The organism is Nocardia sp. NPDC049190, from assembly GCF_040648115.1.
Lineage (GTDB): Bacteria > Actinomycetota > Actinomycetes > Mycobacteriales > Mycobacteriaceae > Nocardia.
This window is the reverse complement of the sequence record NZ_JBEZDE010000024.1, coordinates 1-24638: the sequence shown is the minus strand read 5'-3', so window position 1 is coordinate 24638 and position 24638 is coordinate 1. Positions and strand designations below refer to the sequence as shown.

Below are 24638 nucleotides of genomic sequence, written 5' to 3'. Positions count from 1 at the left end.
GGGCTATCGGTCGCAGTCGTCGCGACACGATGGATCGGTGGACATGGTGTCGATCGCGAAAGTCGCTGTCTCGAAATAATTTCGATGGGGTGCAATTGCGAGAAACGTTAAACGCTGAATCAGCGTGCGGTTCGACGCCATCGCCAGATGTATCGACCGGACAATGACGAAACGCCGTCAGGTTTGCGTAACCTGACGGCGCGGAGCCGCTGGACGTCACGTCAGCGCAGCGGCCGAAGTCGACGTCCCACAAGCGCCTCTCGGCGAGTGGTCGCTCGAAGCGACGAAAGGGGTGCGGCCCGGGGCTGTCCGGACGTCGACAGTCGGTTTCAACGACTCGTCGCGCCGGGCTATTCCACACCAAATTTGTGATGTGCGCCACTGCATCCGCGTTCGTGGGCAAGTCTGGTCCGCCCTTCGCTTCTTGTTTCGCCGCTCACCCGCCTTCGGACATCGGGTTCGATCACGGCCGCTCGACAGAAACCGCGGGTCCTGCCGACGCCCGGTGCGGCCATGGCTCGGGGATCGAGGTGGTGAGGGCTCGACTTCGGTGTGTCCGGCGCAACGTGTTTGCTCGGCGGCTGCTCAGCTGTCAGAGTGTGGGGATGCTCCGGCTGACGCGTAAAGCACGGGTGGCGCTGGCCGCCTCGGCCCTGCCGCTACTCACCGCGTGTGGCGCGAATCCCGATGCGCCGCAACCTGATCCAGTGGTCGCGAGCGCTCAGGCGAATCCCGCGGCGAGTTTCCGGCTGGCGGAACTGGAGAACCGATACGGTGCCCGGATAGGGCTCTACGCGGTCGACACCGGCACCGACAAGATCGTGACCAACCGTGCTGACGAAAGCTTTCCGCTGCTGTCCACCTTCAAGACGCTCGCGGTCGCGGCGCTGCTGAAGGCGCATCCGCTCGATACCGGATATTTCGACAAGGTTGTTCCCATCGCCGCGGCCGACCTGGTCGACAATTCGCCGTCCACCAGCGCGAAACTGGACCAGGGTATGACCGTTGCGCAGCTGGCCGAGGCCGCGATCACCCTGAGTGACAACACCGCGGGTAACTTGTTGCTGCGCGAGCTCGGCGGCCCGGAGGCGCTCACCGCGTTTCTGCGTACGCTCGGTGACCAGTCTGGCCGGCTCGACCGCTGGGAAACGGATCTGAACAGCGCGGTTCCCGGCGACGAGCGCGACACCAGCACGCCGACGGCGCTGGCCGCGGACTACCGGGCCGTGATCCTCGGCGACGTGCTCGGCGAACGAGAGCGCGACCAGCTGACCACCTGGCTGAAGTCGAACACCACCGGCGGCTCGCGGATTCGCGCTGGGCTGCCCGCGACCTGGACTACCGGCGACAAGACCGGCACCGGCTCCTACGGTTGCGCCAACGACATCGCGGTCACCTGGCCCGCCGGCGGAGGAGCTCCGATCGTGATCGCGATCCAGACCCGCAAGTCGGATGTGCACGCGGAGGCGAACAACGACCTGCTCGTCGAGACGACAAAGGTGGTCGTAGATGCCCTCCGGTGATTCGGCTGGTCTCAGACGTTCGATGGTCCGGGTGTAGACCAGAGTTGCTCGCTTCCCAAGGGCTACGACGAACGGCCCAGCCTCATCCGAGCAGGGGGACCGGACCGGGTGATCGGTGGCGCGAAGGCGGTCCGAGCCATGGCTACTCCCCCGATCGGCGAGGCGGAGGCAATCCTACGACCGATTGTAGTAAGCCCGGTTCGATCCGGCCGGGTTCCGACTATCTACAGCAGGCCCCACCAATAGACGAGGCAGGCCAGCAACCAGACCACCGCGGTTTCCATCGTCGCTCCCACTCTTCGCAGTGCACTCGCCTCCATCATCCCGCGATCTGGGCGCGCATGGTGCGCACTCCGCTGGTCCCGCCCGCGGAAAGCTCGCCTACCTGCGCTTTCTCTGGTGTGAGAAATTCTCGAGTGCGTGCCAGGCCTGACTTCGCATTCCTGAATCGACACTGGACCGTCCCATGGAGGGGGCAGAGTTTTTCGGGATGCTTCGGTGCGGTCGACCCACTGAGTTGAAACATGTTCTAGACAATGTAAGTATTTTGTCTTACGTTCGCTACATGCTGATCGATCCGTATCGGCCACTTTTCCAGCTGTGCTCCGGCCCGACATGGCGGTCGCCGTGGGGGATGTACGCCGCACTCCGCGCGTACGATCCGGTGCACCACGTCGTTCCGGCCGGGCGCCCCGAGAGCGACTACTGGGTGCTCACCTGCCACGACACCGTGTACGCGGCGACACGTGACAGCAAGACGTACTCCTCGCGCGACGGACTGACCGTGGAGTACGGCGAACTCGACGAACTCGGCTTGGCTGACAATCCACCGCTGGTGATGCAGGATCCGCCGCAGCACACCGATTTCCGCAAGTTGGTCGCCCGAGGATTCACGCCGCGTCAGGTCGCGGAGGTCGAACCGGTGGTCCGCCGGTTCGTCCGCGAACGCCTGGACCAGATTGCCCATGATGGCGGGGGCGACATCGTGAAACAGCTGTTCAAGCCGCTGCCGAGCATGGTGGTGGGCTACTACCTGGGGGTGCCCGCGCAGGACCGGGATCGGTTCGACGGGTGGACCGACGCGGTGGTCGCGGGCAGCATCGACCGTACGAACCCTCTGGCGCAGGCGGCCTCGATGGCGATGATGGGGTACTTCGCCGAGTTGGTCAGGCGGCGGCGGGGCGAACCCGGTGCGGACACGGTGTCGCTACTCGTTCAGGCGGGGATGGCCGCCGATGACGTGGATACCCGTGGCCTGGTGCAGATTCTCGCCTACGCCTGGACCATGGTCGCGGGCGGAAACGATACGACGACGGGCCTGCTCGGCGGCGCGGTGCAACTGCTGCAGCAGTACCCGCAGCAGCGCGCCGCCCTCGTCGCCGACAAAGACCGGATCCGGATAGCCGTGGAGGAATTCGCCAGACTCACCTCGCCGGTGCAGTGCTTGGCGCGGACCACGACGCGCGATGTCGAGTTGGACGGCGTGACGGTGCCGGCGAAACGAAAGGTGCTGCTGGTGTTCGGTTCGGCGAATCTGGACGAGCGGGTGTTCGGCGCCGACGCCGCCGACCTCGACATTGATCGGGATCCGCAGCGGATACTCACCTTCGGACACGGACCGCACCATTGCCTCGGCGCGGCCGCCGCGCGGATGCAAGCCCGCGTCGCGCTGGAGGAGTTGCTTGATCGGTTTCCCGACTACGTAGTGGATATCGACGCGGTCGAGTACGCGAACGGCCCCTACGTTCGCAGGCCGATCACCGTCCCGTTTCGGTGCGTCGCATGAGCGGCGACTGGTTGGCCGGCGGTCGCCTCGAGCTGGCGAGCGAGCGCATTCTCGACGCGGTCCGCATGCTGTTCATCGACAAGGGGGTCAGCGGAATCGGGATGGCCGAGGTCGCCGATGCCGCAGGCTGTTCCAGGGCGACGCTGTACCGCTACTTCGAGAATCGGCAGACGCTCTACGCGGCCTTCGCGAGCAGAGAGGCACGCCGCGTGGTTGAGCGAGTGTGGCGCGACCGCACGATCTCGACGAGTGCCGAACCGGCGGAGCGATTACTCGACCTGCTGACCGCGTTGCTCGCCGAGGTGCGCAAAACGCCGTACCTGGCCGTGTGGTTCGAGCCGTCCAACGCCGGAATCGTGGCCCAGCTGTCGAATTCGCCGGGTGTGGTCGACGCGCTCGCCGCGAACTTCGTCGCCGGATTCCGTCCCACCCTGCCGCTGCCACACGCCCAGCGTGTCGGCCGGTGGATGGTCCGGGCGATGGTGTCACTGTTGACGCTGCCGGGCGCCGGCGAAGACGACGAGCGCGCCATGCTGCGAAACTTCGTGTTGCCGTTCCTGCTCGACGACCGGACCGCGATCGACTGACGATCCGGAGGTCGAGACCGTGGGGCGCACCGGTCGGGCCCTCGGCTCAGCGTCGGATGATCAGTGCCGAGTAGTCGGGCAGGTCGTAGGCCTCGGTCTTGGCGAGCATCTTCAGCATGAACGGACGCATCGGCTTCGACACCATCAGTGTGCTGACCGTCTGACCCGCGCGGCTGCCCAAGCGGCAGCGCTGAGCGGATAGGTGAGGCCGGCGCGGACCGGCGTCGGCCTCTGGTCTATTGCACCGGCTCGGCCGCACCGTCGAGCCGGACGACCTGCCCGGTCACAGTTTTCCCTGCCTCGCCCACCAGGTAGGTGACCACCTCGGCGGGTTGTCTCAGCGCTGCGACGCCGGCCGCGAGTTCCGGGTCGGCGGCCTCGGTGATGCCACGACCGACCGCGTTGACGGTGATCTGCCGCGTCGCGAAGTCCGCGGACACGGCACGACCGAGCCGCTCGACGGCGCCCAGGGTCGCGCCGTAGATCGCGCCGTTCGGACTGACGGCGTCGCACACTGTGATGATGCGGCCGCCGTCGGCCAGATGCCGCAAGGCGAGTTGCAAACCGTGGAACACGCCCCGCACCGCCACAACGAAGCTATCGAACGATTCGCCGCTGATCTGTGCGAACGGTTCGGCATCCGGCACCGTCGCGGTAGTGACCAGCACGTCCCACCGGCCGCAGTCCTCGAGTAGCGCCTGTACCAGCTCTTCGTACTCCGTGCGGTCACCGATATCCGCCGCAAGCCCGACCGCGTCACCGCCGGCGGAGGTGATCTCCTCGAGCACGTCCGCAGCTGCCTCAGGGATGTGCGGATGATGGATCACCACCCGCGCCCCCTGCGCGGCAAGCGCTTTCGCGATCGATCGCCCGACCCCGGTGTAAGCCTGAGTGACCAGCGCGACCTTCCCGGACAGGGCCCCATCGACGGGCTTGCTCATGTGCGGACCTTTCGCCGAGTGCAAACGTATCGCCTCAGGATGGTATTCGGTCCGGTGTGCCGCATCGCCGCAATGACCGGCGCTCGACGATCATCGTTCCGGTTCGCCGGCGACGCCGAGCTTCCGCAACTTCTTGTGGAACGGGTCAGCTGTAGGCGCACATCCGGCGGTTCCCCCATGCGGGAGCATCTTCGTGACTGTCGGCGCTACCGTCTCTCTGTTCTCAGCGACGTCTCTGTTCTCAGCGACGTCTCTGTTCTCAGCGACGTCTCTGTTCTCGGCAACAAAAAAGGCCCCCGACCATGTGACATGGTCGGGGGCCTTCTTGTCGTCTCAACCACGAGTCGGGGTGACAGGATTTGAACCTGCGACCTCTTCGTCCCGAACGAAGCGCGCTACCAAGCTGCGCCACACCCCGTGAAGCGAACCTGCAGTAGCTTACAACAGGGTGTGGCGAGTCGTTAAACCGGCAGGTCAGTCAGCCCCCGATGGGCCGGATGCTGGCGAAGATGCGTTTGGCCGTCTCGGCGTCGAGGGCATGGGGGACTCCGGTGTCGGCGGCGATCACCATGACGAAGTTTCCATTCTCGCTCGGGAATGCGACCGTGTATATCGTGTACGTCGTAGCGCAGCCGGGTTTGGCATGGGCGACGGTGCCTTTGGTTTCCACGAACATGCCGTGCTGCGACCCGTCCAGCGACGCCAGCGGCACGGGGGCGCTCGGGGTACCTGGTGTGTTCTTGTAAGCGAGTGTGGCGGTCTTCGTGCCGAGTTCGGTTGCCGCGGTTGCTGAATCGTTGCTGTTCGAGCCGGTGAGGAAGGCGACGGTGCGGGTGGAGCCGGGACAGTAGCCCTTGCCCTCGCTGGCATAGCCTTTGCCCACCACTGCGTTGGGTGGTTCGCCGAAGCCGCCCACGGTGCCTCGGGGAGCGATGGTCCAGTCGGCGGGAACGTCGTAGGCCGCGCCGCGGTCCGGTGCGACAACCGCCTGGTAGCCCGGGATGAGCGGACTCTCGTTTCCTGTTTTCGCGGTGGTCGTCGGCGTGGACTTGCTCGTTGTCGGTGCGGCGGACTGCGAGCCCGCGGTGGTGGTGAGCGCGCTCACCATGGAGGGCGCGTTCCGCTGTGCGGAGTCGTCCGACTTACGAGTGGTCAGTGCTACCGCCGTCACCGCGGCAACGACCACAAGCAGTACGGCCAGCCCGCCCCCGACCACCAGCAATGTCTTGCCGCGGCCGCTGGAGCCCCCATTCGGCGCGATGCCGGGGTGCGGCGCCATCTCGGGAACCGGTGGCGGTCCACCGAACTGGCCGTACGGGCCGGTGTCGTAGCCGGAACGGTATCGCTCCAGCGGGATCACCTCTGCGTACTGCCCCTCCGGCCCACCTTTCCCCGACCGAGTGCCCGCGTTCGACCAGTCCGCGCCCGACGCAGGGTGGTTGAACACACCGAGCGGTTGTCCGAGCATGGTCGGATCGTCTGGGCCATGGCCCGTCGTGGACGAGCCGAGACCGTACTGCCATGGGCCGGGCGGAGGTGATTGCTGCGCGCCGAAGGATGGGGCGGATACCGTCGGGTCGTTTCGACCGGTCCAATCCTGACCAGGCTGCTGGTCTCCGCTCGGCGGCCAGCCGCCCAATGACTGCGCCAGCATGGTCGGGTCGGCTTCGCCAGGTGCGGATTGTGGGCTCGATGTCCAGTACGCGGGCGGCTCCTGCCCCCTGACCGACGGGGCAAGGAGCGTGGGGTCGGCCTGTGCGGCAGGGTCCGGCGCGAAACCGCCACCTGGAGCCCAGGAAGGCGAGGCGGAGTGTGGTGGCCACTGAGGTGTGGGCCATCCGTCCGCGCCGGGCCGCCATTGCAGGGTGGGGTCGGGATTCGCCATCGGTCCCGACGCCGATTGGTTCAGGTGACCGGGTTGTTGCGCGCCGGGTGTCTGTCCCACGGCACCCGCGCTCGGCTGCCGTGGATCGGACTCGGCATGCCCTTCGCGCGTCGGCTCGAGCGCACCGGCTCCCGGCCACTGCGACGTCGGGGCGAATCGGTCGTAGCGCGGTTGGGCCTGGTGGTCGCCCATTGTGCCTGGTGGCGGTAGTGGCGCTGGTTGACCCGGATCGCGCTCGCTCGCCTGGTCGTCTATGCGCCGCCATGGTGTGGCGGCGGGTCTGCCAGGGTCGTGGAATGCCGGGGGCTCGGCTGCGCCGTGTCCCCACTGCACAGTCGGCGGCGCCTGTTCGTCGGCGCGGTTACTGTCCGACCAGCTCGAGGCGCCCCGATATGGTTGCTCGGGCGGTGCTTGGCGCGGCCGAGGCGCATCGGGCCGCCCTTGAACCGTCGGGTCGTCGCGCCGGTCGTCGAATCCACTCACCGTTATCCCCTACCTGACACACGTCTCGGCAGGCGACCTTAGCGGGCGACGGCCTCCGATGCCGATACCCCATGGCCAGTGGTGGCACCCGGCCGCTTCGGCGGCGCGGCCACCAGCGTCAACAGGGTCGCCTCCGGTCGGCAGCAGAATCGGTACGGTGCCCACGGCGAAGTGCCGATGCCCGCGGAGACGTGCAGCTGGGTGTGCTCGCCCCACTTGGACGGACCCTTCACCCGGGACCGGTCGATGCCGCAGTTGGTGACGAGCGCGCCATATCCGGGCAGGCACAACTGGCCGCCATGCGTGTGCCCAGCCATCACCAAGTCGTAGCCGTCCTCGGCGAAGCGATCCAGCACCCGCGGCTCGGGTGAGTGGGTCAGACCGATCCGCAGGTCGGCCAAGGGGTTCGGGGCGCCCGCGACGGTGTCGTAGCGGTCGCGTTGCAGGTGTGGGTCGTCCACACCGGCGGTGGCGATCCGGATACCCGCCACTTCGAGGTCGCGGCGGACATGGGTCAGATCGAGCCAGCCGCGTTCGGTGAAAGCAGCTCGCAGGTCTTTCCACGGCAGCGGAGCGCCGAAGGTGCGGCGGTGGTTCTTGTTGAAGTACTTCAGCGGGTTCTTCGCAACCGGCGCGAAGTAGTCGTTGCTGCCGAAAACGAAAAGGCCCGGGCGGGAGAGCAATCCGCCCAGGGCCTGGACTACCGCGGGCACCGACTTCTGGTGCGAGAGGTTGTCGCCGGTGTTGACCACCAGATCGGGCTCCAGTCGGTCCAGCTCGCGCAGCCACTGCTGCTTGAGTTTCTGGCTCGGCATCATGTGCAGATCGCTGATATGCAGCACACGCAACGAGGACGACCCCGGCGCCAGCACGGGCATGGTCGCCTCCCGCAGCACGAAGGCGTTGCGTTCGACCAGCGCGGCGTAGCCGATTCCGGCCACCGCGGCGCCGGCGGCACCCAGCGCGGTCGTGCGGACAGCAGAGGTCGAGATCACGGGCATTTGCCCAGCATAGGTGACCCCGTGCGAAGGTGCCGAGTGTGTTTCCGCACAAGCACTCGCTGTGACGGGGGAAGCCCGGGGAAATCGTGCGGCAATGCGAATGTGGTGGGCCCGCCGCGACGGACCGGCTACCGTGAGCTGCATGTCGGAACTCAAATCGCAGCTGCGGACGGACATGACCGCCGCGATGAAAGCCAAGGACACGCTGCGCCTTTCTACCTTGCGGATGTTGCTCGCGGCGATCCAGACCGCCGAGGTCGCGGGCGCGCAGGCGCGGGAACTCTCCGACGCCGAGGTCGTCGCCGTGCTGCAGAAGGAGTCGAAGAAGCGCAACGAGTCCGCCGAGGTTTATACCCAGGCCGGGCGCGGCGAATTGGCGGCAAACGAACACGCCGAGGCCCGCGTCATCGACGAGTACCTACCGACCCAGTTGACCGACGCCGAGGTTGCTGATGTCGCCGACACCGCGATAGCTCAGGTAGCCGAGGAATCCGGCGAGCGGCCCGGCATGCGCCAGATGGGCCAGGTCATGAAGATCGCCACCAGCCTCGCGGCCGGCAAGGCCGATGGCTCGCGGATCTCTGCCGCCGTGAAGGCGCGACTGTAGCGGGACGAACACCGCGAAAGGGGCCGCGAACCGGTGTGGTTCGCGGCCCCTTTCGGTGCTCAGCGAGGGAACGGGATAGGGATGGGGATCGGGGGCAGCCGCGGCGGGGGCGGCAGCCCGGGCACCCCGGGCGGCGGCGGGGGCGGCCCCGGCGGCGGCGCCTCACGCACGGTGCCGTCACTGATGTAGAGCGTGATCACCGAACCGGGGATCGCTGAGCCGTTCGGTGCGGTGCCCATCACCGTGCCCTTGGGTTGTGACCCGGCGCCGGTCACCGGCGACACCTGGAAGCCGGCGGCGACCAGTGCGGAGGTGGCCTCGCCTTGGTTCTTGCCGACGACGTCGGGCACCTGAGCGTTGTTCGCGCCACGCACGTACTTCTCATCGAGCGGCGGCAGCCCAGGCGACGGGAACAGCGGGATCACCGGCTTGATCGCGTTGAACCAGGTGCGCGCGGGTTCGTTACCGCCGAACAGGTTGCCATCGCCGCAGCTGTGCAGCGGGAACGAGCAGATCTCGCCGGGTGTCGGGCTGTCGCCGTAGATGTAAGCCGCGGCGGCCAGCGAATTGGTGAAGCCGAGGAAGGCCGACGAGCGGTGGCTCTCGGTAGTTCCGGTCTTGCCGGACAGCGGAAAGTTCCAGCCCGCCGAGCGAGCCGCGCCCGCGGCGGTGCCGCTGATGTCGTCCTTGCTCATCGCGTTGGCAAGGGTGTTCGCCAAGCCGGGTTCGACGACCTGCTCGCAGGCCTGCTGCGTCAGCGGTACCTGCCTGCCCTCGCGATCGACGACCTCCTTGATCGGGTTCGGCGCGCACCATCGGCCACCCGAGGCCAGCGTAGCGGCGACGTTGGACAACTCGAGCGGGTTGATCGCCACCGGTCCCAGAGTGAAGGAGCCGAGGTTCTGGTCCTTGATCATGTCGGCCAGGCTCTGATTGCCGTGGCCGGACGTCCCCGCCTCGGTGTAGGTGCGCATTCCCAGTCGGATCGCCATATCGACGGTCGGAGTGACCCCGACGGCCTGGATCAGTTTGACGAACGCGGTGTTCGGCGAGGTGGCCAACGCCTCGGTCACCGACATCGGCGAATTGTATTTGCCCGCGTTCTCGACGCAGTAGGTGGCGGGCGGGCAGCCACGGGCGCCACCGTTACCCATGCCTTTGGCTTCGAACCGGCCGGGTACGTCGAGTTGGGCGTCGATGCCGAGGCCCTTCTCCATGGCGGCCGCGGTCGTGAAGAGCTTGAAGATCGAGCCCGCGCCGTCACCGACCAGCGAGTACGGCTGCGGCTGTACGGTCTCGTTCGCGTTCCGGTCCAGGCCGTAGGTGCGGCTGCTCGCCATCGCGATCACCGGGTGCGAGTCGTGCCCCGGCCCCACGACCGACATGACCTGTGCGATGTCGTCGAGGCTCGGGTTGGCCGCCTCGCTCACCGACCGCTTCACCGAGTCCTGCACCGCCGGATCGAGGGTGGTCTTGATCAGGTAGCCGCCTTTGTCGATCTGCTCGCGGCTGATCCCGGCGTTGGCGAGGTACTGCAGCGCGTAGTCACAGAAGAAACCGCGGTCGTTGGCCGCGATGCAGCCGCGTGGCAAACCCTTGGGCTCGGGCAGCACACCCAGCGACTTGGTCTTGGCCTCGCGGAACTCCTCGGCACGGCTGGGGATGTTCTGGATCATGGTGTCCAGCACCGTGTTGCGCCGGGCCACTACGCCCTCGGGGTTGGTGTAGGGATTGAGCTTCGAGGAGCTTTGCACCATGCCGGCGAGCATTGCGGCCTGCGACACGTTCAGCTCGGCGGCATCGACACCGAAGTAGGTCTTCGCCGCGTCCTGGATGCCGTAGGACGAGTTACCGAAGGGGACGAGGTTCAGGTATCGGGTAAGGATCTCATCCTTGGTCAGCTCGCGGTCGAGCGTGAGCGCCATCCGGATCTCCCGGATCTTGCGGGCCGGGGTGGTCTCGATGGCGGCGCGTCGCTCGGCGTCGGTCTTGGCGACCACGAGCAGCTGGAAGTTCTTCACGTACTGCTGATCCAGCGTCGATGCGCCCTGCTGGACCTCGCCGCTGGTCGTGTTGGTGAGGAACGCGCGCAGTGTGCCCTGCCAGTCCACGCCCTCGTGTTCGGCGAAGCGTCGGTCCTCGATGGACACGATCGCAAGCTTCATGTTGTTGGAGATCTTGTCGCTGGGGACCTCGAACCGGCGTTGCTCGTACAGCCAGGCGATCGGATTGCCTGCCGCGTCGACCATGGTCGAGACCGCGGGCACCGTTCCCTCCACCAGCTCGGAGGAGACGTTGTCGACGGTGTCGGCGGCGCGGTTGGAGACGAATCCGAATCCGCCTGCGAGCGGGAACAACAACCCGGCGACGAGCACGGCGGCCAGCGCGCAGCTGCCGGCCAGCCTCGCGAGCGTATGTGTGATCGGCACGACCCCAAGACTACGGGTTGCGCTCCGGGTGTTCGTGGCGGCATTTGTCCTATGCCAAGAGCTGGTGGTTCGCGAACCGAAATGGGCGTGTCGCGGATTTGTCTCTGGCGTGTCGGGGAACGGCCTGATCGGAATCTGCCTGACCTTCCTGTGTGCACTCGCCAATGCAGGGACGGGCGTACCAGTAAATCTCGGGACGGTCTTGCGCAAGCGCTATACCTTTACCTAGATTGAGAACCCAGTGTGATAGAGCTAACACTCAAAGTGGAATGTGGTGCACTTCGTAGCGGGGTTTGGGTTGCTGCGGCGGTGACACGCGATTCTGGAGCGCCGTTGACCCGGTGTTCGGACTGCAAAGGGGCACACCAAATGCAAATGACAACCCCCATCGCTCGATTGGACGTAGAGCAGGCCGAAGCAAGGATCGCCTGGGTAGCCCAGGCTCGATGCAAGGAAGTAGATCCCGATCAGTTGTTCGTCCGTGGCGCGGCTCAGCGCAAGGCGGCGACGATCTGCCGGCACTGCCCGGTGCTCATGCAGTGTGGTGCCGACGCCCTCGACAATCGCGTCGAGTTCGGTGTGTGGGGCGGCATGACCGAGCGGCAGCGCCGCGCACTGCTCAAGCAGCATCCGGAGGTGACGTCCTGGGCCGATTTCTTCCAGGCCCAGCGGCAGCATCAGGTAGCGATGTAATCCCTGCGAGCAACCCAGTCCAGTAAGCGACAGTCCCAGAACAACGAAAACCGAGCCCGCGCAAGCGGGCTCGGTTTCGTTCGGGGGTCAGCTCTTGGGTCGCACCCAAGGCGGCAGCGCGCGTGTGTCAGACGGCGGCCCGAACGGTGCGGGTGAGCTGATCGCCGACGACCCGCAGTGCGTCGAGATCGGACACCTCGAACGGAAGCGCGGTCACCGTGACGATCGGCACTCGCGGGTGCGCGCTGGTGAAGCGGTGTAGTAGGTGCTGTTCCCGTCGGTCGGTGGCCATCCGGTGCGCATGGACGCGCAACACCGCCGCAGCGAGCGGATCGGACTCGACGAGCTGGTCGGCGGCGGTGAGCGCGTGGTCGGCCGGCACGGGACTGAGCGCCGGGTGCGTCCGGTTCAGGACCAGCCCGGCCAGCGGCATACGGTCGCTGGAGAGGCGGTCGACGAAGAACGAGGCTTCTCGTAACGCGTCCGGTTCCGCGGCCGCGACCACCAGGAAGTGCGTCCCCGGCTTCGACAGCATCGCGAAGGTACGGTCGGCTCGGTCCTGGAATCCGCCGAACAGCGAATCCAGTGACTGCAGGAAGTTCGACGCGTCCTTGAGCATCTGCCCGCCGACGATGGTGGACACCGCGCGCACCGCCAGACTCATCGCGCCGGTCACCAGGCGGGTGACACCGCGGCCCGGCGCCATGATCACCCGGATCATCCGGCCGTTGAGGAAGTTGTTCAGCCGCTTGGGCGCGTCCAAGAAGTCGAGAGCATTGCGCGAAGGCGGGGTGTCGACCACGATCAGGTCCCACTCACCCTGGTGGGCCAGCTGCCCCAGCTTCTCCATCGCCATGTACTCCTGCGTGCCGCCGAAGGAGGACGCGACCGTCTGGTAGAAGGGGTTGGCGAAAATCTGCTCGGCCTTTTCCGGGTTGGTGTGCTCGAGCACCATATCGTCGAAGGTGCGACGCATATTGAGCATCATCGCGTGCAGCTCGCCCTTGGCCTCTGGGCCGAGTGCCACCCGCTGCGGACTGTTGTCCAACTCGGCGACGCCGAGTGACTGGGCAAGTCGGCGGGCCGGGTCGATGGTGAGCACTACGACCTTGCGCCCCTGTTCGGCCGCGCGCAGCGCGATCGCGGCAGCCGTGGTCGTCTTGCCCACCCCGCCGGACCCGCAGCAGACCACCACTCGGGCCGACTGGTCGCCGATGATCTGCGAAATATCCAGCGGGGTAGCCACGGAGGGGCTGGGCGTGCTCATCGGACTCCCTGCGCGCTGAGGTGTTCGGCTAGTTCGTAGAGGCCGCCCAGGTCCATCCCGTCCGCGAGAGCGGATAGGTAGAGGCGGGGCACATCGACCTTCGCCAGTTCCGCCGCGCTGTCGTCCTGCGCCTGTAGCGTGGCCGAGTGTTCGACCGTCTCGGTGATCAAACCCTGGAAATCATTGTCCGACAACGTGATTCCCGCGGAACTCAAGGCGGCTCGGATGGCATCGCCGTCGAGATCACCCTGCGCGGCCCGTGCGCGCAGGTCGGTGGGTAGCAGGCCTTCGGTTGCGCGGTTCACGATCACCGCCCCGATCCGCAGGTCGGCGGCGGTCAGCTCCGCGACTGCGTCGGCGGTTTCCTGTACCGGCAGCGCCTCCAGCAAGGTGACCAGGTGAATCATGGTCTGATCCGAATGCAGCAGTCTGGAGACGCCCTCGGCCTGCGAGGCGATCGGCCCGCCTTTGGCCACCTCGGCCATGGCCTGGGTGACGTCGAGGAAGCTGGCGATCCGGCCGGTTGGCGGCGCGTCCACCACGATCTCGTCGTAGATCCGCTTGCCGGACTTGTCGACCCGGACCGCGCACTCCTTGATCTTGCCGGTCAGGATGACGTCGCGGAGTCCGGGCGCGATCGTGGTGACGAACTCGATGGCGCCCATCCTGCGCATTGCCCGGCCCGCGAACCCCAGGTTGTAGAACATGTCGAGGTACTCGAGAAAAGCGTGCTCGATGTCGAGCGCGAGCGCGACCACTTCGCCGCCACCGTCGGCGGTGGCGATCCTGGTCTCGGTGGGTGGTAGCGGAGGCAGATCGAACAGCTGCGCTATCGACTGCCTGCTTTCCACTTCCACCAGCAGCACTCGGCGGCCGCCGGCGGCGAGCGCCAGCGCCAGCGCCGCGGCAACCGTCGACTTGCCCGTACCCCCCTTGCCGGAGACGTAGTGCAAGCGGGCCTTTTCCGCGCGTCTCGGCCACCCGGTGTCCGGCGCCGGCTCCGCCGAAAAAGGCACTGCTGTTGGTACTCCCACGATCGGAGCCTATAACCCGTTCTGAGATCACGCCCGAAGGCTCCGGTCAGCGCCTGGGTCGCGGACCCGGCGACTATCTCGGACAGTATTCGGTGCTCGGGACGGACGACGCATGCTCCGGCATGGACGATGACGCACGCCTCCGCTATCAGGCCGGTGACGCAGATCATCGGTTCCACGCGCGCAAAAGCACAGTTCGGTGCTGACGCCATCGCCGCACGACCTGTTCCAGCATGCAAACGCGCACCACGTCGGCGAGCCCATCGGGGAACTGACCGCGCCGCGCGGACCATCGATTTCGAGGACGATTCCGCCGCCGCCGGGAAATCGTGAGGCACGAACCGTTGCCCGTACGGAACAAGCCGCCACGGGCATGTGGTGACGAAGAAAACAGTTCCAGGCTCGGCGCCGAAGCGGACACATCATGATCCGCAAGCCGCTACAAACCGAAACCCTCGACCTCCACACCCCCGAACTTCCGAGCCAAGTTGTTCAGGGGCGCTGCGCGCTCCGCCGTGGGTGAGGAAGATTTGCTATGTGGCGGTTGGTGCGAGGTTGCGGCTTGTGGTCACTACAACAACGACGGATCAACCCCGCACATCATCACCAACTCGTGGTCACCACCATTTCGTGTCAGCCAGACCGAACACCCCCAACCACGGCCCAACTCAAACCCCAGCACCCCAGTCATTGCCAAACAAACACACCCCCCAACCAGGCTCAACCCCCACTTCCGAGCGAAGCGAGACCGAGCATTCCCCGTTCGCGGCCCGGCTCGCGTCCGAGTGGCCGCTGCGCCCGCGACGAAGTCGCAAGCAGCGGTCGCTCGGACGCGAGCCACACAAGGGCCGCGAACACGCAGCGCCGCAGGCGCTGCCAAACAAACACAGCCGCGAACCCGCAGCGCCGCGGGCGCTGCGATCAAACACAGCTACGCTCTCGAACATGAGTGATGTGACCTTGTGGGAGTACGCGACCGTGCCGTTGCTGACGCACGCGACCAAGCAGATTCTCGATCAGTGGGGTGCTGACGGCTGGGAGCTGGTCACCGTGCTGCCCGGCCCGACCGGCGAGCAGCACGTTGCCTACCTCAAGCGCCCCAAGTAGTGAAGGGATGACGAAGTGACTCAGTGGGAGAAGAACCTCGCCGAACTCGGGTTGACCCTGCCCTCCGTCGCGGCCCCGGTCGCGGCCTACATCCCAGCGATCCGGACCGGGTCGCTTGTCTACACCTCTGGCCAGGTGCCGTTCGTGGCTGGTCGCTTGTCCGCGGTCGGCAAGGTCGGCGCCGAAGTGTCGCTCGAGGCGGCCAAGGACGCGGCACGGGTGTGTGCGCTGAACGCGCTGGCGGCGGTGCACGATCTGGTCGGGCTCGACGCGGTGGTGCGGATCGTGAAGGTGGTCGGGTTCGTAGCTTCCGCACCGGGATTCGGTGACCAACCTACTGTCGTCAACGGCGCTTCGGAGTTGCTCGGCCAAGTCTTCGGCGACGCGGGCAGGCACGCGCGCTCCGCTGTGGGCGTGGCCGAACTGCCGTTGAACGTCCCGGTCGAGGTCGAACTGATCGCTGAGGTGCGTTAGACCGGAAGTACCGGCATCCGTTTCTACCCCGAGGTTTGCGATGACGCCGACACACCCCGCTTATGGGCAGCTCCGACCGGTCACCGAGACGGCCGCGGTGCTGCTGGCGGACAATCCGGGGCAGATGACCCTGGAGGGGACCAATACCTGGATCCTGCGCGCTCCGGGGCGATCGGACTGTGTGGTGGTCGATCCGGGGCCTCGGGACAAGTCGCACAGCAGGGCAATCGTCGAGGCCACCGGCGGCGACATCGCCCTCACCTTGATCACCCACCGTCACCATGACCACACCGGCGGCATCGATCGGCTTGCCGAGCTGACCGGAACGCCGGTGCGGGCCAGGGATCCCGGTTTCCTGCGCGGATCGGACGGTGCGCTGGTGAACGGTGAGGTGATCGAGGCGGCGGGTCTGCGGATCACGGTATTGGATACGCCGGGACATACCGGCGACTCGGTCAGCTTCGTACTCGACGACGCGGTGTTGACGGGCGACACCATCCTCGGCGCCGGCACGACCGTGCTGGACTCCAGTGATGGCACGCTGGCCGACTACCTGGCGTCGCTCGACAAGTTGGTCGAGGCGGGCAGGGGCAAGGCGCTGTTGCCCGCGCACGGTCCGGATCATCCCGACCTGGAGCCGATCGTGCGGTACTACATCGCGCATCGACGGGAGCGGCTCGACCAGGTGCGTGCGGCGTTGCGAGAGCTCGGGCCGGACGCGGGCGCGATGGCGGTGGTGCGCAGGGTGTACGCCGATGTGGACAAGCGGTTGTGGTTGGCAGCGCGCAGTTCGGTGCAGGCACAGTTGGAATACCTGCGCGTGCACGGCTAGCCCGAACACGACAGAAACACGCCGGGTTCAGTGCAATGCTGGACCCGGCGTGTTGCGCGGGGTCGGAGCGAGGGTCAGCGCGCGCGCCGCGCGAGCCGCTCGGAGTCGGAAATAAGCACGCTCTTGCCCTCGAGGCGCAGCCAGCCGCGGTGTGCGAAGTCGGCGAGCGCCTTGTTCACGGTCTCGCGGGAGGCGCCGACCAACTGGGCGATCTCCTCCTGGGTCAGGTCATGGGTGACCCGCAGGGCGCCCGCTTCCTGGGTACCGAACCGCTGGGCGAGCTGCAGCAGTGCCTTGGCGACTCGGCCGGGTACGTCGGTGAAGATCAGGTCGGCCAGGTTGTTGTTGGTGCGGCGCAGGCGCCGGGCGAGCACGCGCAGCAGTTGCTCGGCGATCTCGGGGCGCTGGTCGATCCAGGATTTGAGGGCGTCCCGGTCCATGGTTACGGCGCGGACTTCGGTCACCGTGGTCGCGGTGGAGGTCCGCGGGCCCGGATCGAAGATCGACAATTCACCGAACATGTCGGACGGACCCATGATGGTCAGCAGATTCTCTCGGCCGTCGGGTGAGCGCCGACCGATCTTCACCTTGCCGGACGTGATGATGTACAGCCGGTCGCCGGGCTCACCCTCATTGAAGATGACGTGGCCGCGCGGGAAATCCACGGGCTGCAGTTGTTTGGCGAGGGCGGCCACCGCAGTGGGCTCGACGCCCTGGAAGATGCCTGCTCTGGCGAGGGCCTCGTCCACGAATGTGCTCCTTATGGGGAATGGCTCTGTACTGGACCGATGCGACTCGGCCAACAGCGGAGTCTACGCGGCATGATCACAGCGTAGTGACAGACACCACGTAACGAATGGATTGCGTGGCGCAGCGGAGAACCGTATCAGTTCCCGATCGGCGGCGTCCGCGGGTCCCTCCGCGGTCACGCCGGCTGCCGCTGCTGAGACCGTGGCTCGCTGTCGGGTCAGCTTGCTCGGGCCACATCCATCTCCTCGCCGCGCGCGCGGCGTCTGCGCTTTCGGGCTACGGCGGCGGGGAGGCCGAGCTTTGTCAGCTCCTTCACCTCGGCGTTGCTTGCTTTGTCCAGGTACTGCTGAACCTCTTCGTCGGGTTCGAGAAGCTTGCGGAGCCGATTCTCGACCCGCTCCATACCCAGTGCGAACAGCATCAACACCACTGGGAAGAGCACCACAGCGAGTCCTTGCATGACGAGCAGTAAACACTGTCCAGGTCTCAGATGGAATACGGCAAGTCAACGGGAACGACAACGTTGTCTGCCGGTTCCGTATGGTGGACGCGTGCGAGTCTCTCCCTCCGTTGCCACCGGGAACGGGCCTTCGTCTGCCTCCGAGGCGGGCGATGCGCGGCCGGTCGCCGCCCCGGTTCAGAGGCGGAAAACCCGGGCGCGACAAGCGGAAACCCAGCTCGGTCTGGTCCGTAGGGCACGCCGGATGAACCGAGAACTCGCGGTCGCATTCCCGGACGCGCATTGTGAACTCGACTTCACCACTCCGCTCGAATTGGCGGTCGCGACAATACTTTCCGCGCAGTGCACCGACGAGCGCGTGAATCTGACCACTCCGGCGCTGTTCGCGCGCTACCCCGACGCCCGCTCCTACGCCGAGGCAAACCGCGCGGAGCTGGAGGAATACATCCGACCCACCGGGTTCTATCGCAACAAGACCACGTCGTTGATCGGGCTGGGGCAGGCGCTGCTGGAACAGTACGACAGTGAGTTGCCTCACACCCTGGTCGAACTGGTCCGTTTGCCGGGCATCGGTCGCAAGACCGCCAACGTGATCCTGGGTAATGCCTTCGGGGTGCCCGGCATCACCGTCGACACTCATTTCGGCCGTCTGGTGCGTCGCTGGCAGTGGACCTCCGAGGAAGATCCGGTGAAGGTCGAACACCTCGTGGGTGCGCTGATCGAGCGCAAGGAATGGACCATGCTGTCGCACCGCGTGATCTTCCACGGGCGGCGGGTGTGCCATGCCCGCAGGCCCGCGTGCGGCGCCTGCATCCTGGCCAAGGACTGCCCCTCGTTCGGCATCGGGCCGACCGATCCGGCGGCCGCGGCCCAACTGGTGAAAGGACCGGAGCGGGAGCATCTGCTCGAGCTGGTGGGCCGGTGAGTTCGGAACCATCCAGCGGGAAAGTCGCGGGACCAGCGTGGCGGTGGGGGATTGTCGGTGTGATCGCGGTGGTGGCACTCGCGGTGGCCTTGTGGCCGCGTGGGGACGATGGCGAAGCGAACCCGGGTCGACAACAGCCGACCGGAGTGTCGAGTGCCCTGCGCGCCGAGGCAGGTCTGGCGGCCTGCCCGCAACCCGCGGCAGGCGCCGCCGGGAACGGCCCACTGGCAGGCATCACACTGGAATGCCTGGCAGACGGGCGGCCGGTGGATCTGGCGGCGGCTATGGCGGGCAAGCCCGCGCTGCTGAATCTCTGGGCCTACTGGTGTGCACCATGCGCTCAGGAGTTGCCTTATTTGCAGCAATACGCACGACGCGCAGCGAACGCGATTACGGTGCTGACCGTGCACAGCGACCCTGATGAGGCCAAAGCACTGTCTCGGCTGACTGGACTGACGGTGAAACTTCCTGGCGTGCTCGACGGTGACTCGCGGGTGCGCGCGGCTGTCGGCGCCCCCGCAGTGCTACCGATTTCGGTGCTCGTGCGGTCGGATGGGTCGGTCGCCGAGGTGGTGGTGCGGGCATTCAACGGGGTCGAGGACATCGCGAACACCGTCGCGGGCGAGCTCGGAGTGGCCGCATGACACAGTGGGCGAACGGATCGGTTGTGGAGGTATCGGTGCGGGTGTTCACTCGGGTCGGCGGCATAGTGTGTGGGGGAGGTGTGCGATGACCATCCCTGTGCCGCAAGATATTCCGAAGTGGCTGAGCAGGGCGGCAGATCCGGCCGCCGATACCGCGGATACCTTGGCGGCGGCCCGTGCGCTGCGCAGGGCCATGGCCGTGACATCGACGCCGAGGCAGGCCGCGGTGCTCGTGCTGTTCGGCGGCTCGCCCGAGGCGGACCCGAACGCGCCCGGTGGACTGCCCGCCGACGCGGAGGTGCTGCTCACCCAGCGCGCGTCCACAATGCGACAGCATCGCGGCCAGGTCGCGTTCCCCGGCGGTGCGGTGGACCCGGGCGATGCCGGGCCGATCGACACCGCGTTGCGCGAAGCCTGCGAGGAGACGGGCCTGGACGGCGCGGGCGTTCAACCCATCGCTGTGCTTCCGAAACTGTTCGTTCCGCCGTCTCGGTTCGACGTGACGCCGGTGGTCGCGTACTGGCGAACGCCGAGCGAGGTCCGTGTGGTGGACGAGAGCGAGACCGAGCGGGTTGCTCGCGTTCCGGTCGCCCAACTCCTCGATCCGGCGAACCGCTTCTTGGTCAGGAGCGCCCTCGGCTACCAGAGCCCGGCCTTCCAGGTGGACGGGATGCTGGTCTGGGGCCTGACCGGCGGCATCCTCGCCGGGATCTTCCGGGCCGGCGGCTGGGAATTGGAATGGGATCACGAGGATGTTCGTGATCTGGAGACCGCACTCGCTGCCCTGGGGATGACGCTATGAGTTCGTCGGCCTGGCTCGACATCGCGGTCGTGCTGCTCGCGCTGCTGGCTGCCTCCTCGGGGTGGCGGCAAGGCGCGGTCGCCTCCGCGCTCGCCTTTCTCGGTGTGGTGCTCGGTGCGGTCGCGGGCATTCTGATCGCGCCACACATCCTGGTCCACGTCGACGAGGGACGCACCAGGGTGTTGACCGGTGTGCTGCTCATCGTGGTGCTGGTGATCGTCGGTGAAGTCGCGGGCATGGTGCTCGGCCGCGCCGCGCGCAGCGGCATGCACCACCCGTTGACCCGCAGTGTGGACAGCGCGGTCGGCGCCGTGCTGCAGGCGGTGGCCGTGCTGGTGACCGCCTGGCTGCTGGCGTTGCCGTTGGCCACCTCGTCACAGCCGGCGATCGCGACCGCGATCAACGGCTCGCGGGTGCTCGCCGACGTCAATGACGTCGCGCCGAACTGGCTGCGCCGGCTGCCCAACGAGTTCTCCAAGCTGCTCAACACCTCCGGTCTGCCGGACGTGATCGGGCCGTTCGGCCGCGCGCCGATCGCGGCCGTCGAGCCACCCGATCCGAGTGTGCTCGCCAGCCCGGTTGCGGCGTCGTTGCAGCAGAGCGTGCTGCGCATCCGCGGTGTCGCGCCGAGTTGCCAGCGGGCGTTGGAGGGTTCGGGATTCGTGATCGCGCCCGAACGGGTGATGACCAACGCCCACGTGGTCGCGGGCACCACCAGCGTCGCGGTGGACACCCCGCGCGGCCCGCTAGACGCCATCGTGGTGCTGTTCGACCCGTCCAAGGACGTCGCAGTGCTCGCGGTACCCGGGCTGACCGCTTCGGTGGTCCCGCAGGCGCCCTCGCCTGCGCGCTCGGGAGACAGCGCCATCGTGCTCGGCTACCCGGGCGGCGGCCCGTACACCGCCAGCGCGGCCCGTGTTCGCGAGACGCTCGACCTCACCGGACCGACCATCTACCGCAACGGAACCGTGGAGCGTGAGGTATACACGGTGCGCGGCCAGGTGCGGGCGGGTAATTCCGGAGGGCCGCTGGTGGATACGGATGGTCAAGTGCTCGGTGTGGTCTTCGGCGCCGCGGTCACCGACGACGACACCGGTTATGTCCTCACGCTCGCGGAGGTCCACGCGCAGCTCGACGCGGCTGCTGGGATCTACGATCCGGTCGACACCGGGGCGTGCGTTCTCAGCTGAATCGGCGCCCCGGCCACGCAGGTGGCGGGGGCGGCCGATCGCCGGTAGGACGGCAGGAGGGTTCAGCCGAGAAGTTTGGACAGTTCCGTCGTGACGGCGTCCGGGTTTTCTTGATGGGCGAAGTGGCCAGCCGCGGGAATGCTGACCAAGCGACGTTCGGGCGAGAGATGATGGGCGCGGCGGACGGTTCCTGCCAGGACATAGGGGTCGAGGTCGCCGCGCATGGCCAAGACTGGAATGTGGATCGGCTCGCGCATGGTTGCCATGAATCGGCGGCCGTCCGGACGCCACTGGCTGCGGAACGCCCAGCGCTGGTACTCCAGCGCGCAATGCGCGGCGCCGGGAATCTGGATGGCCGACCGCATCCGCCGCGCGGTGTCGACGAATTCGGCGGTGCCCGACCAGCCCAGGCTCACCCGCTGCCGCAGCAGCCGTTCCACCTCGACGCCGTCCGCGGTGGTCAGCAGGTGCTCGCCGTAGCGCGGCGGCTGGTAGCGCAGGAAGTTCGGCAGCCAGGCCGCGCGCTGGCGGCGGGTGCGTAAGACGGCGGTCTTCAGCGCCGACGGATGCGGCGAGCCGACCAGCGCTATCGAGCGGACCAACCGTGGATGCAACACCGCGGTGGTCCAGCAGACCAGCCCGCCATCGGCGTGCCCGACCAACGTGGCGTCGGTGTAGCCCAGCGCACGGATGAGTCCTGCGACGTCACCCGCCAGCGTCCAGCCGTCGTAACCGCGTGGCGGTTTGTCACTGTCGCCGTAGCCACGCAGGTCGACGGCGACAGCGCGATAGCCGAGTTCGGCCAGACCGGTCAGCTGGTGACGCCAGGACCACCAGAAGTCCGCGAAGCCGTGCAGCAGCACCACCAGTGGTACGTCGGCACGCTCGGCGGCCGCCTCCACGATATGGAATCGAATGCCGTTGGCATGGACATCCCGATGCGTCCATGGTCCGTCGTAACGGACGCTGGACGGATCCGGAAGCGAGTTCGACGACACGCCGATCGAGCCTAGTAGTCGCGGTACCCGGAGGGGAAAACCACGCCTAGTAAGCCCGCTTCTCCAGTGCGAGACGGTCGTCATCGGCGGCTGCGCCGAGACTGTGCGGCAGCACCGTGCGCGCCTGCTTGAGCGAGTCGATCGTCTTCTCCGGGGCGCGCAGTTTCTTCACTCGCCGGTAGCCGAGGAACGCGAGCGCCGCGGTCGCCACGATCATCAGCAGGAAAACGATCAGGAACGCTGCCCAGCGCACCAGCCATACGTCGAGCAGTTCACCGACGAAGAAGAAAAAGAAGAAGGTGCTGAACAGCAGGACGGTCAGGGCGAGGATGAAATAGACACTGCCCTGCAGGGCCTTTTTGATCTCGCCGGTGACTTCTGCCTTGGCCAGTTCGACCTCGGCCCGGACCAGGGTCGACATCTGCTCGGTGGCATCGCGGACCAGACTCCCGAAGCTCGCCGAGCCCAGGGGATCCGCGTCCGACAGGGGAATGGAGGTCACTGTACGACCGCGCTGTGCGTCGTTCCCGTTACCGCCGTGGTTGAAACTCACTTGGTCGACCCTTCTCCCTGTCCCTGCACTGCTTCGACTCCATTCGATGTGCGGTGCTCGCGAGGCCCTACCGCCTCCGGGCACATCGCTCGCCCCGCTGTGTTCGGTCTGCGGGGCTCGCGGTGCCCTACGTGGTCACGCAGGCTACCGCCTCCGGGCACATCGCTCGCCCCGCATTATTCTTCTCGTTGTAGTGTTCGTGCGTCCCGCCGCGCTTGGTGGGCACGCCCACGCCGCAACAGTAGCGCCGAACCGGCGAGCGACGCCGCCATTGATGTGACCAACACAGCGGCCTTTGCCAGTTCGACGGCGGATCCGACTCCGATGTCGGCCAGCGCGAGTTCCGCCATGAGAAGGCTAACCGTGAAGCCGATCGCGCCGAGCACCGACAGGGCGAACATGTCCCGATAGCCCAGACCCATCGGACGCTTCGCGATGCCCAACCGGATTGCCACCCAGCTGATCCCGAAGATGCCGACGGTTTTGCCGATCAGCATGCCGAGAATCACGGCCAGCGCGAGCCTGTCGGTGAACAGTTCGCCGAACACCGTGGTGTCCAACGGAACTCCCGAGGCGAACAGCGCGAACAGCGGAACGCACAGCCCGGCGGAGATCGGCTGGAGGATGTGCTCGAGGTGGGTGGCCGGCGCGGTCTCCTCGCCCTGGTCCGGCCGGACCCTGGTGAGTAGGCCGAGCGCCACGCCGGCCATGGTCGGATGGATCCCCGCCTCGTGCAGCGCGTACCAGGACACCAGCGCCAGCGGGAGATAGAGGAACGGTGTGCTGATTCGTCGGTGCTGGGCCAGTGCCCACCCGGCGAAGCAGGCCGCCGCCACCAGTAGCCACAGCACCGACAGTGCGGCGGTGAACAACACTGCGATCAGGATGATCGCCATCAGATCATCGACCACCGCGAGACTGAGCAGGAAAATTCGCGCGCTTGCCGGAACCCGTGAACCGGTCAGCGCGAGCACGGCCAACGCGAACGCGATGTCGGTGGCGACCGGGATAGCCCAGCCACGCTCCATGCCAGGGACGCCGAACCCGACCGCCGCCGCGATCAGCGCCGGTGTCACCACGCCGCCCACCGCGGCGATGATCGGCAGGGCGGCCCGCCTGCGGTCGGCCAGTTCGCCGACGACGAGTTCGCGTTTGAGTTCCAGGCCCGCGACGAAGAAGAAGACCGCGAGCAAGCCGTCCTCGGTCCAGTCGGCCAAGGTTGACTCGAGGTGCAGCGGCTCGACCGACAGGACTGTCTCGGTCATCGTCACGTAGCTCCCGCCAAACGGCGAGTTCACCCACAGCAACGCCACGGCAGCCGCGATCAGAAGCAGTGTTCCACCAGCGGTTTCGGTGCGAAGATAGCGGGTCAGTTCCGAACGTACCTGCGTGATCACGGTGAACCTTCCGGCAGGATGGTCAGGACGAGCGGACATCTCCCGCCGAATCGGCTGCCGGGTAGACGAACGCACGCCGACCAGACTTCCCGGCACACCGTACGCAATTCTAACGCGAACGGCCGGTGCCGGATCCGGATTCCGGATTCCGCCACTGGCCGCCGAGCGCCGCGTTCGCCGGTTTGTGGTCAGGTTTTGTTGGTGTGGATGGTGGTGAGGATGGTGGGGTCGAGGAGGGTGGAGGTGTCGCCGGGTTGGCGGCCTTCGGCG

Annotated in this window: 23 protein-coding genes and 1 tRNA gene; 12 read left to right on the top strand and 12 right to left on the bottom strand. The window is 66.9% G+C overall.

All coding sequences use genetic code 11. The features are described 5' to 3' along the window. The first annotated feature begins 605 nt into the window (after positions 1-605). The 3 genes from bla (at position 606) to AB0B25_RS20875 (ending at position 3896) form a co-directional block, all read left to right on the top strand. The gene (gene bla, locus AB0B25_RS20885; RefSeq protein ID WP_357181897.1) at positions 606-1523 is read left to right on the top strand and encodes a class A beta-lactamase; all 918 of its coding nucleotides are present in this window, start codon (positions 606-608) and stop codon (positions 1521-1523) included. 565 nt (positions 1524-2088) lie between these two features. Next, entirely contained in the window at positions 2089-3309 is a 1221-nt protein-coding gene (locus tag AB0B25_RS20880) for a cytochrome P450 (protein WP_357181894.1), read from the top strand. Continuing rightward, on the top strand, positions 3306-3896 hold the full coding sequence (locus AB0B25_RS20875; protein ID WP_357181891.1) for a TetR/AcrR family transcriptional regulator: 591 nt from the start codon (positions 3306-3308) through the stop codon (positions 3894-3896). The genes AB0B25_RS20880 and AB0B25_RS20875 overlap by 4 nt, the downstream gene beginning before the upstream one ends. A gap of 236 nt (positions 3897-4132) precedes the next feature. Here AB0B25_RS20875 and AB0B25_RS20870 read toward each other — a convergent pair whose 3' ends face one another. The 4 genes from AB0B25_RS20870 to AB0B25_RS20855 form a co-directional block, all read right to left on the bottom strand. Continuing rightward, complete coding sequence (locus tag AB0B25_RS20870) at positions 4133-4837, bottom strand: SDR family NAD(P)-dependent oxidoreductase (RefSeq protein WP_357181888.1); 705 nt, start codon at positions 4835-4837, stop codon at positions 4133-4135. 344 nt (positions 4838-5181) lie between these two features. Next, a tRNA-Pro gene (locus tag AB0B25_RS20865) sits at positions 5182-5255 on the bottom strand. A 60-nt stretch (positions 5256-5315) separates the two neighbouring features. Further along, positions 5316-6305 (bottom strand): hypothetical protein, encoded by a 990-nt coding sequence (locus AB0B25_RS20860; RefSeq protein ID WP_357181886.1) that lies wholly within the window; start codon positions 6303-6305, stop codon positions 5316-5318. A gap of 938 nt (positions 6306-7243) precedes the next feature. Continuing rightward, positions 7244-8206, bottom strand: coding sequence for a metallophosphoesterase (locus AB0B25_RS20855; RefSeq protein WP_357181883.1), 963 nt, complete (start codon positions 8204-8206; stop codon positions 7244-7246). A gap of 142 nt (positions 8207-8348) precedes the next feature. Between AB0B25_RS20855 and AB0B25_RS20850 the strand changes: the two genes are divergently transcribed. Then, complete coding sequence (locus tag AB0B25_RS20850; RefSeq protein ID WP_357181880.1) at positions 8349-8813, top strand: GatB/YqeY domain-containing protein; 465 nt, start codon at positions 8349-8351, stop codon at positions 8811-8813. A gap of 59 nt (positions 8814-8872) precedes the next feature. Here the strand turns inward: AB0B25_RS20850 and AB0B25_RS20845 are convergent, their stop codons facing one another. Beyond that, entirely contained in the window at positions 8873-11242 is a 2370-nt protein-coding gene (locus AB0B25_RS20845) for a transglycosylase domain-containing protein (RefSeq protein WP_357181877.1), read from the bottom strand. A 369-nt stretch (positions 11243-11611) separates the two neighbouring features. Between AB0B25_RS20845 and AB0B25_RS20840 the strand changes: the two genes are divergently transcribed. Then, entirely contained in the window at positions 11612-11935 is a 324-nt protein-coding gene (locus AB0B25_RS20840; protein ID WP_063052033.1) for a WhiB family transcriptional regulator, read from the top strand. Positions 11936-12062: 127 nt separating this feature from the next. Here AB0B25_RS20840 and AB0B25_RS20835 read toward each other — a convergent pair whose 3' ends face one another. Beyond that, positions 12063-13202 carry an ArsA family ATPase gene (locus tag AB0B25_RS20835; RefSeq protein WP_357181874.1) on the bottom strand — a complete coding sequence of 380 codons (1140 nt, stop codon included), beginning with the start codon at positions 13200-13202 and terminating at the stop codon, positions 12063-12065. Beyond that, entirely contained in the window at positions 13199-14218 is a 1020-nt protein-coding gene (locus AB0B25_RS20830) for an ArsA-related P-loop ATPase (protein WP_357182071.1), read from the bottom strand. Before AB0B25_RS20830 ends, AB0B25_RS20835 begins: the two co-directional genes overlap by 4 nt. Positions 14219-15181: 963 nt before the next feature. On the opposite strand from AB0B25_RS20830, the gene AB0B25_RS20825 reads away from it, so the two are divergent. From AB0B25_RS20825 to AB0B25_RS20815, 3 genes are read left to right on the top strand one after another with little or no spacing between them, the layout of a single operon-like run. After that, positions 15182-15343: a DUF4177 domain-containing protein gene (locus AB0B25_RS20825; RefSeq protein ID WP_357181871.1), complete on the top strand. Its 162-nt coding sequence runs from the start codon at positions 15182-15184 to the stop codon at positions 15341-15343. A 15-nt stretch (positions 15344-15358) separates the two neighbouring features. Beyond that, entirely contained in the window at positions 15359-15817 is a 459-nt protein-coding gene (locus AB0B25_RS20820; protein WP_357181868.1) for a RidA family protein, read from the top strand. Positions 15818-15857: 40 nt separating this feature from the next. Beyond that, a complete protein-coding gene (locus tag AB0B25_RS20815; RefSeq protein ID WP_357181865.1) occupies positions 15858-16649 on the top strand; it encodes an MBL fold metallo-hydrolase in 792 nt (263 codons plus the stop codon). A 74-nt stretch (positions 16650-16723) separates the two neighbouring features. Here the strand turns inward: AB0B25_RS20815 and AB0B25_RS20810 are convergent, their stop codons facing one another. Then, positions 16724-17398 (bottom strand): Crp/Fnr family transcriptional regulator, encoded by a 675-nt coding sequence (locus AB0B25_RS20810; RefSeq protein ID WP_011206875.1) that lies wholly within the window; start codon positions 17396-17398, stop codon positions 16724-16726. A 218-nt stretch (positions 17399-17616) separates the two neighbouring features. Then, positions 17617-17859, bottom strand: coding sequence for a hypothetical protein (locus AB0B25_RS20805; RefSeq protein WP_357181862.1), 243 nt, complete (start codon positions 17857-17859; stop codon positions 17617-17619). 223 nt (positions 17860-18082) lie between these two features. Between AB0B25_RS20805 and nth the strand changes: the two genes are divergently transcribed. The 4 genes from nth to AB0B25_RS20785 all read left to right on the top strand — a co-directional run bounded on the left by nth (position 18083) and on the right by AB0B25_RS20785 (position 21420). Further along, positions 18083-18784 (top strand): endonuclease III, encoded by a 702-nt coding sequence (nth, locus tag AB0B25_RS20800; RefSeq protein ID WP_357182068.1) that lies wholly within the window; start codon positions 18083-18085, stop codon positions 18782-18784. Beyond that, entirely contained in the window at positions 18781-19428 is a 648-nt protein-coding gene (locus tag AB0B25_RS20795; protein WP_357181859.1) for a TlpA disulfide reductase family protein, read from the top strand. The genes nth and AB0B25_RS20795 overlap by 4 nt, the downstream gene beginning before the upstream one ends. An 85-nt stretch (positions 19429-19513) precedes the next feature. Beyond that, complete coding sequence (locus AB0B25_RS20790; protein WP_357181856.1) at positions 19514-20230, top strand: CoA pyrophosphatase; 717 nt, start codon at positions 19514-19516, stop codon at positions 20228-20230. Continuing rightward, complete coding sequence (locus AB0B25_RS20785; protein ID WP_357181853.1) at positions 20227-21420, top strand: MarP family serine protease; 1194 nt, start codon at positions 20227-20229, stop codon at positions 21418-21420. Before AB0B25_RS20790 ends, AB0B25_RS20785 begins: the two co-directional genes overlap by 4 nt. Positions 21421-21482: 62 nt before the next feature. On the opposite strand, the gene AB0B25_RS20780 is transcribed toward AB0B25_RS20785, so the two are convergent. The 3 genes from AB0B25_RS20780 to nhaA form a co-directional block, all read right to left on the bottom strand. Beyond that, complete coding sequence (locus AB0B25_RS20780) at positions 21483-22418, bottom strand: alpha/beta hydrolase (protein ID WP_357181850.1); 936 nt, start codon at positions 22416-22418, stop codon at positions 21483-21485. Between the two features lie 46 nt (positions 22419-22464). After that, a complete protein-coding gene (locus AB0B25_RS20775; RefSeq protein ID WP_357181847.1) occupies positions 22465-22971 on the bottom strand; it encodes a phage holin family protein in 507 nt (168 codons plus the stop codon). Between the two features lie 176 nt (positions 22972-23147). Beyond that, positions 23148-24365 (bottom strand): Na+/H+ antiporter NhaA, encoded by a 1218-nt coding sequence (gene nhaA / locus AB0B25_RS20770; RefSeq protein WP_357182065.1) that lies wholly within the window; start codon positions 24363-24365, stop codon positions 23148-23150. Positions 24366-24638 lie beyond the last annotated feature (273 nt).

Coding starts and splice junctions, on each gene's coding strand:
- AB0B25_RS20785 (WP_357181853.1), top strand. CDS start 20,227: ATGAGTTCGTCGGCCTGGCTCGACATCGCGGTCGTGCTGCTCGCGCTG.
- bla (WP_357181897.1), top strand. CDS start 606: ATGCTCCGGCTGACGCGTAAAGCACGGGTGGCGCTGGCCGCCTCGGCC.
- AB0B25_RS20805 (WP_357181862.1), bottom strand. CDS start 17,859: ATGCAAGGACTCGCTGTGGTGCTCTTCCCAGTGGTGTTGATGCTGTTC.
- AB0B25_RS20825 (WP_357181871.1), top strand. CDS start 15,182: ATGAGTGATGTGACCTTGTGGGAGTACGCGACCGTGCCGTTGCTGACG.
- AB0B25_RS20870 (WP_357181888.1), bottom strand. CDS start 4,837: ATGAGCAAGCCCGTCGATGGGGCCCTGTCCGGGAAGGTCGCGCTGGTC.
- AB0B25_RS20850 (WP_357181880.1), top strand. CDS start 8,349: ATGTCGGAACTCAAATCGCAGCTGCGGACGGACATGACCGCCGCGATG.
- AB0B25_RS20790 (WP_357181856.1), top strand. CDS start 19,514: ATGACCATCCCTGTGCCGCAAGATATTCCGAAGTGGCTGAGCAGGGCG.
- AB0B25_RS20860 (WP_357181886.1), bottom strand. CDS start 6,305: ATGCTCGGACAACCGCTCGGTGTGTTCAACCACCCTGCGTCGGGCGCG.
- AB0B25_RS20855 (WP_357181883.1), bottom strand. CDS start 8,206: ATGCCCGTGATCTCGACCTCTGCTGTCCGCACGACCGCGCTGGGTGCC.
- AB0B25_RS20880 (WP_357181894.1), top strand. CDS start 2,089: ATGCTGATCGATCCGTATCGGCCACTTTTCCAGCTGTGCTCCGGCCCG.
- AB0B25_RS20875 (WP_357181891.1), top strand. CDS start 3,306: ATGAGCGGCGACTGGTTGGCCGGCGGTCGCCTCGAGCTGGCGAGCGAG.
- AB0B25_RS20840 (WP_063052033.1), top strand. CDS start 11,612: ATGCAAATGACAACCCCCATCGCTCGATTGGACGTAGAGCAGGCCGAA.
- AB0B25_RS20835 (WP_357181874.1), bottom strand. CDS start 13,202: ATGAGCACGCCCAGCCCCTCCGTGGCTACCCCGCTGGATATTTCGCAG.
- AB0B25_RS20815 (WP_357181865.1), top strand. CDS start 15,858: ATGACGCCGACACACCCCGCTTATGGGCAGCTCCGACCGGTCACCGAG.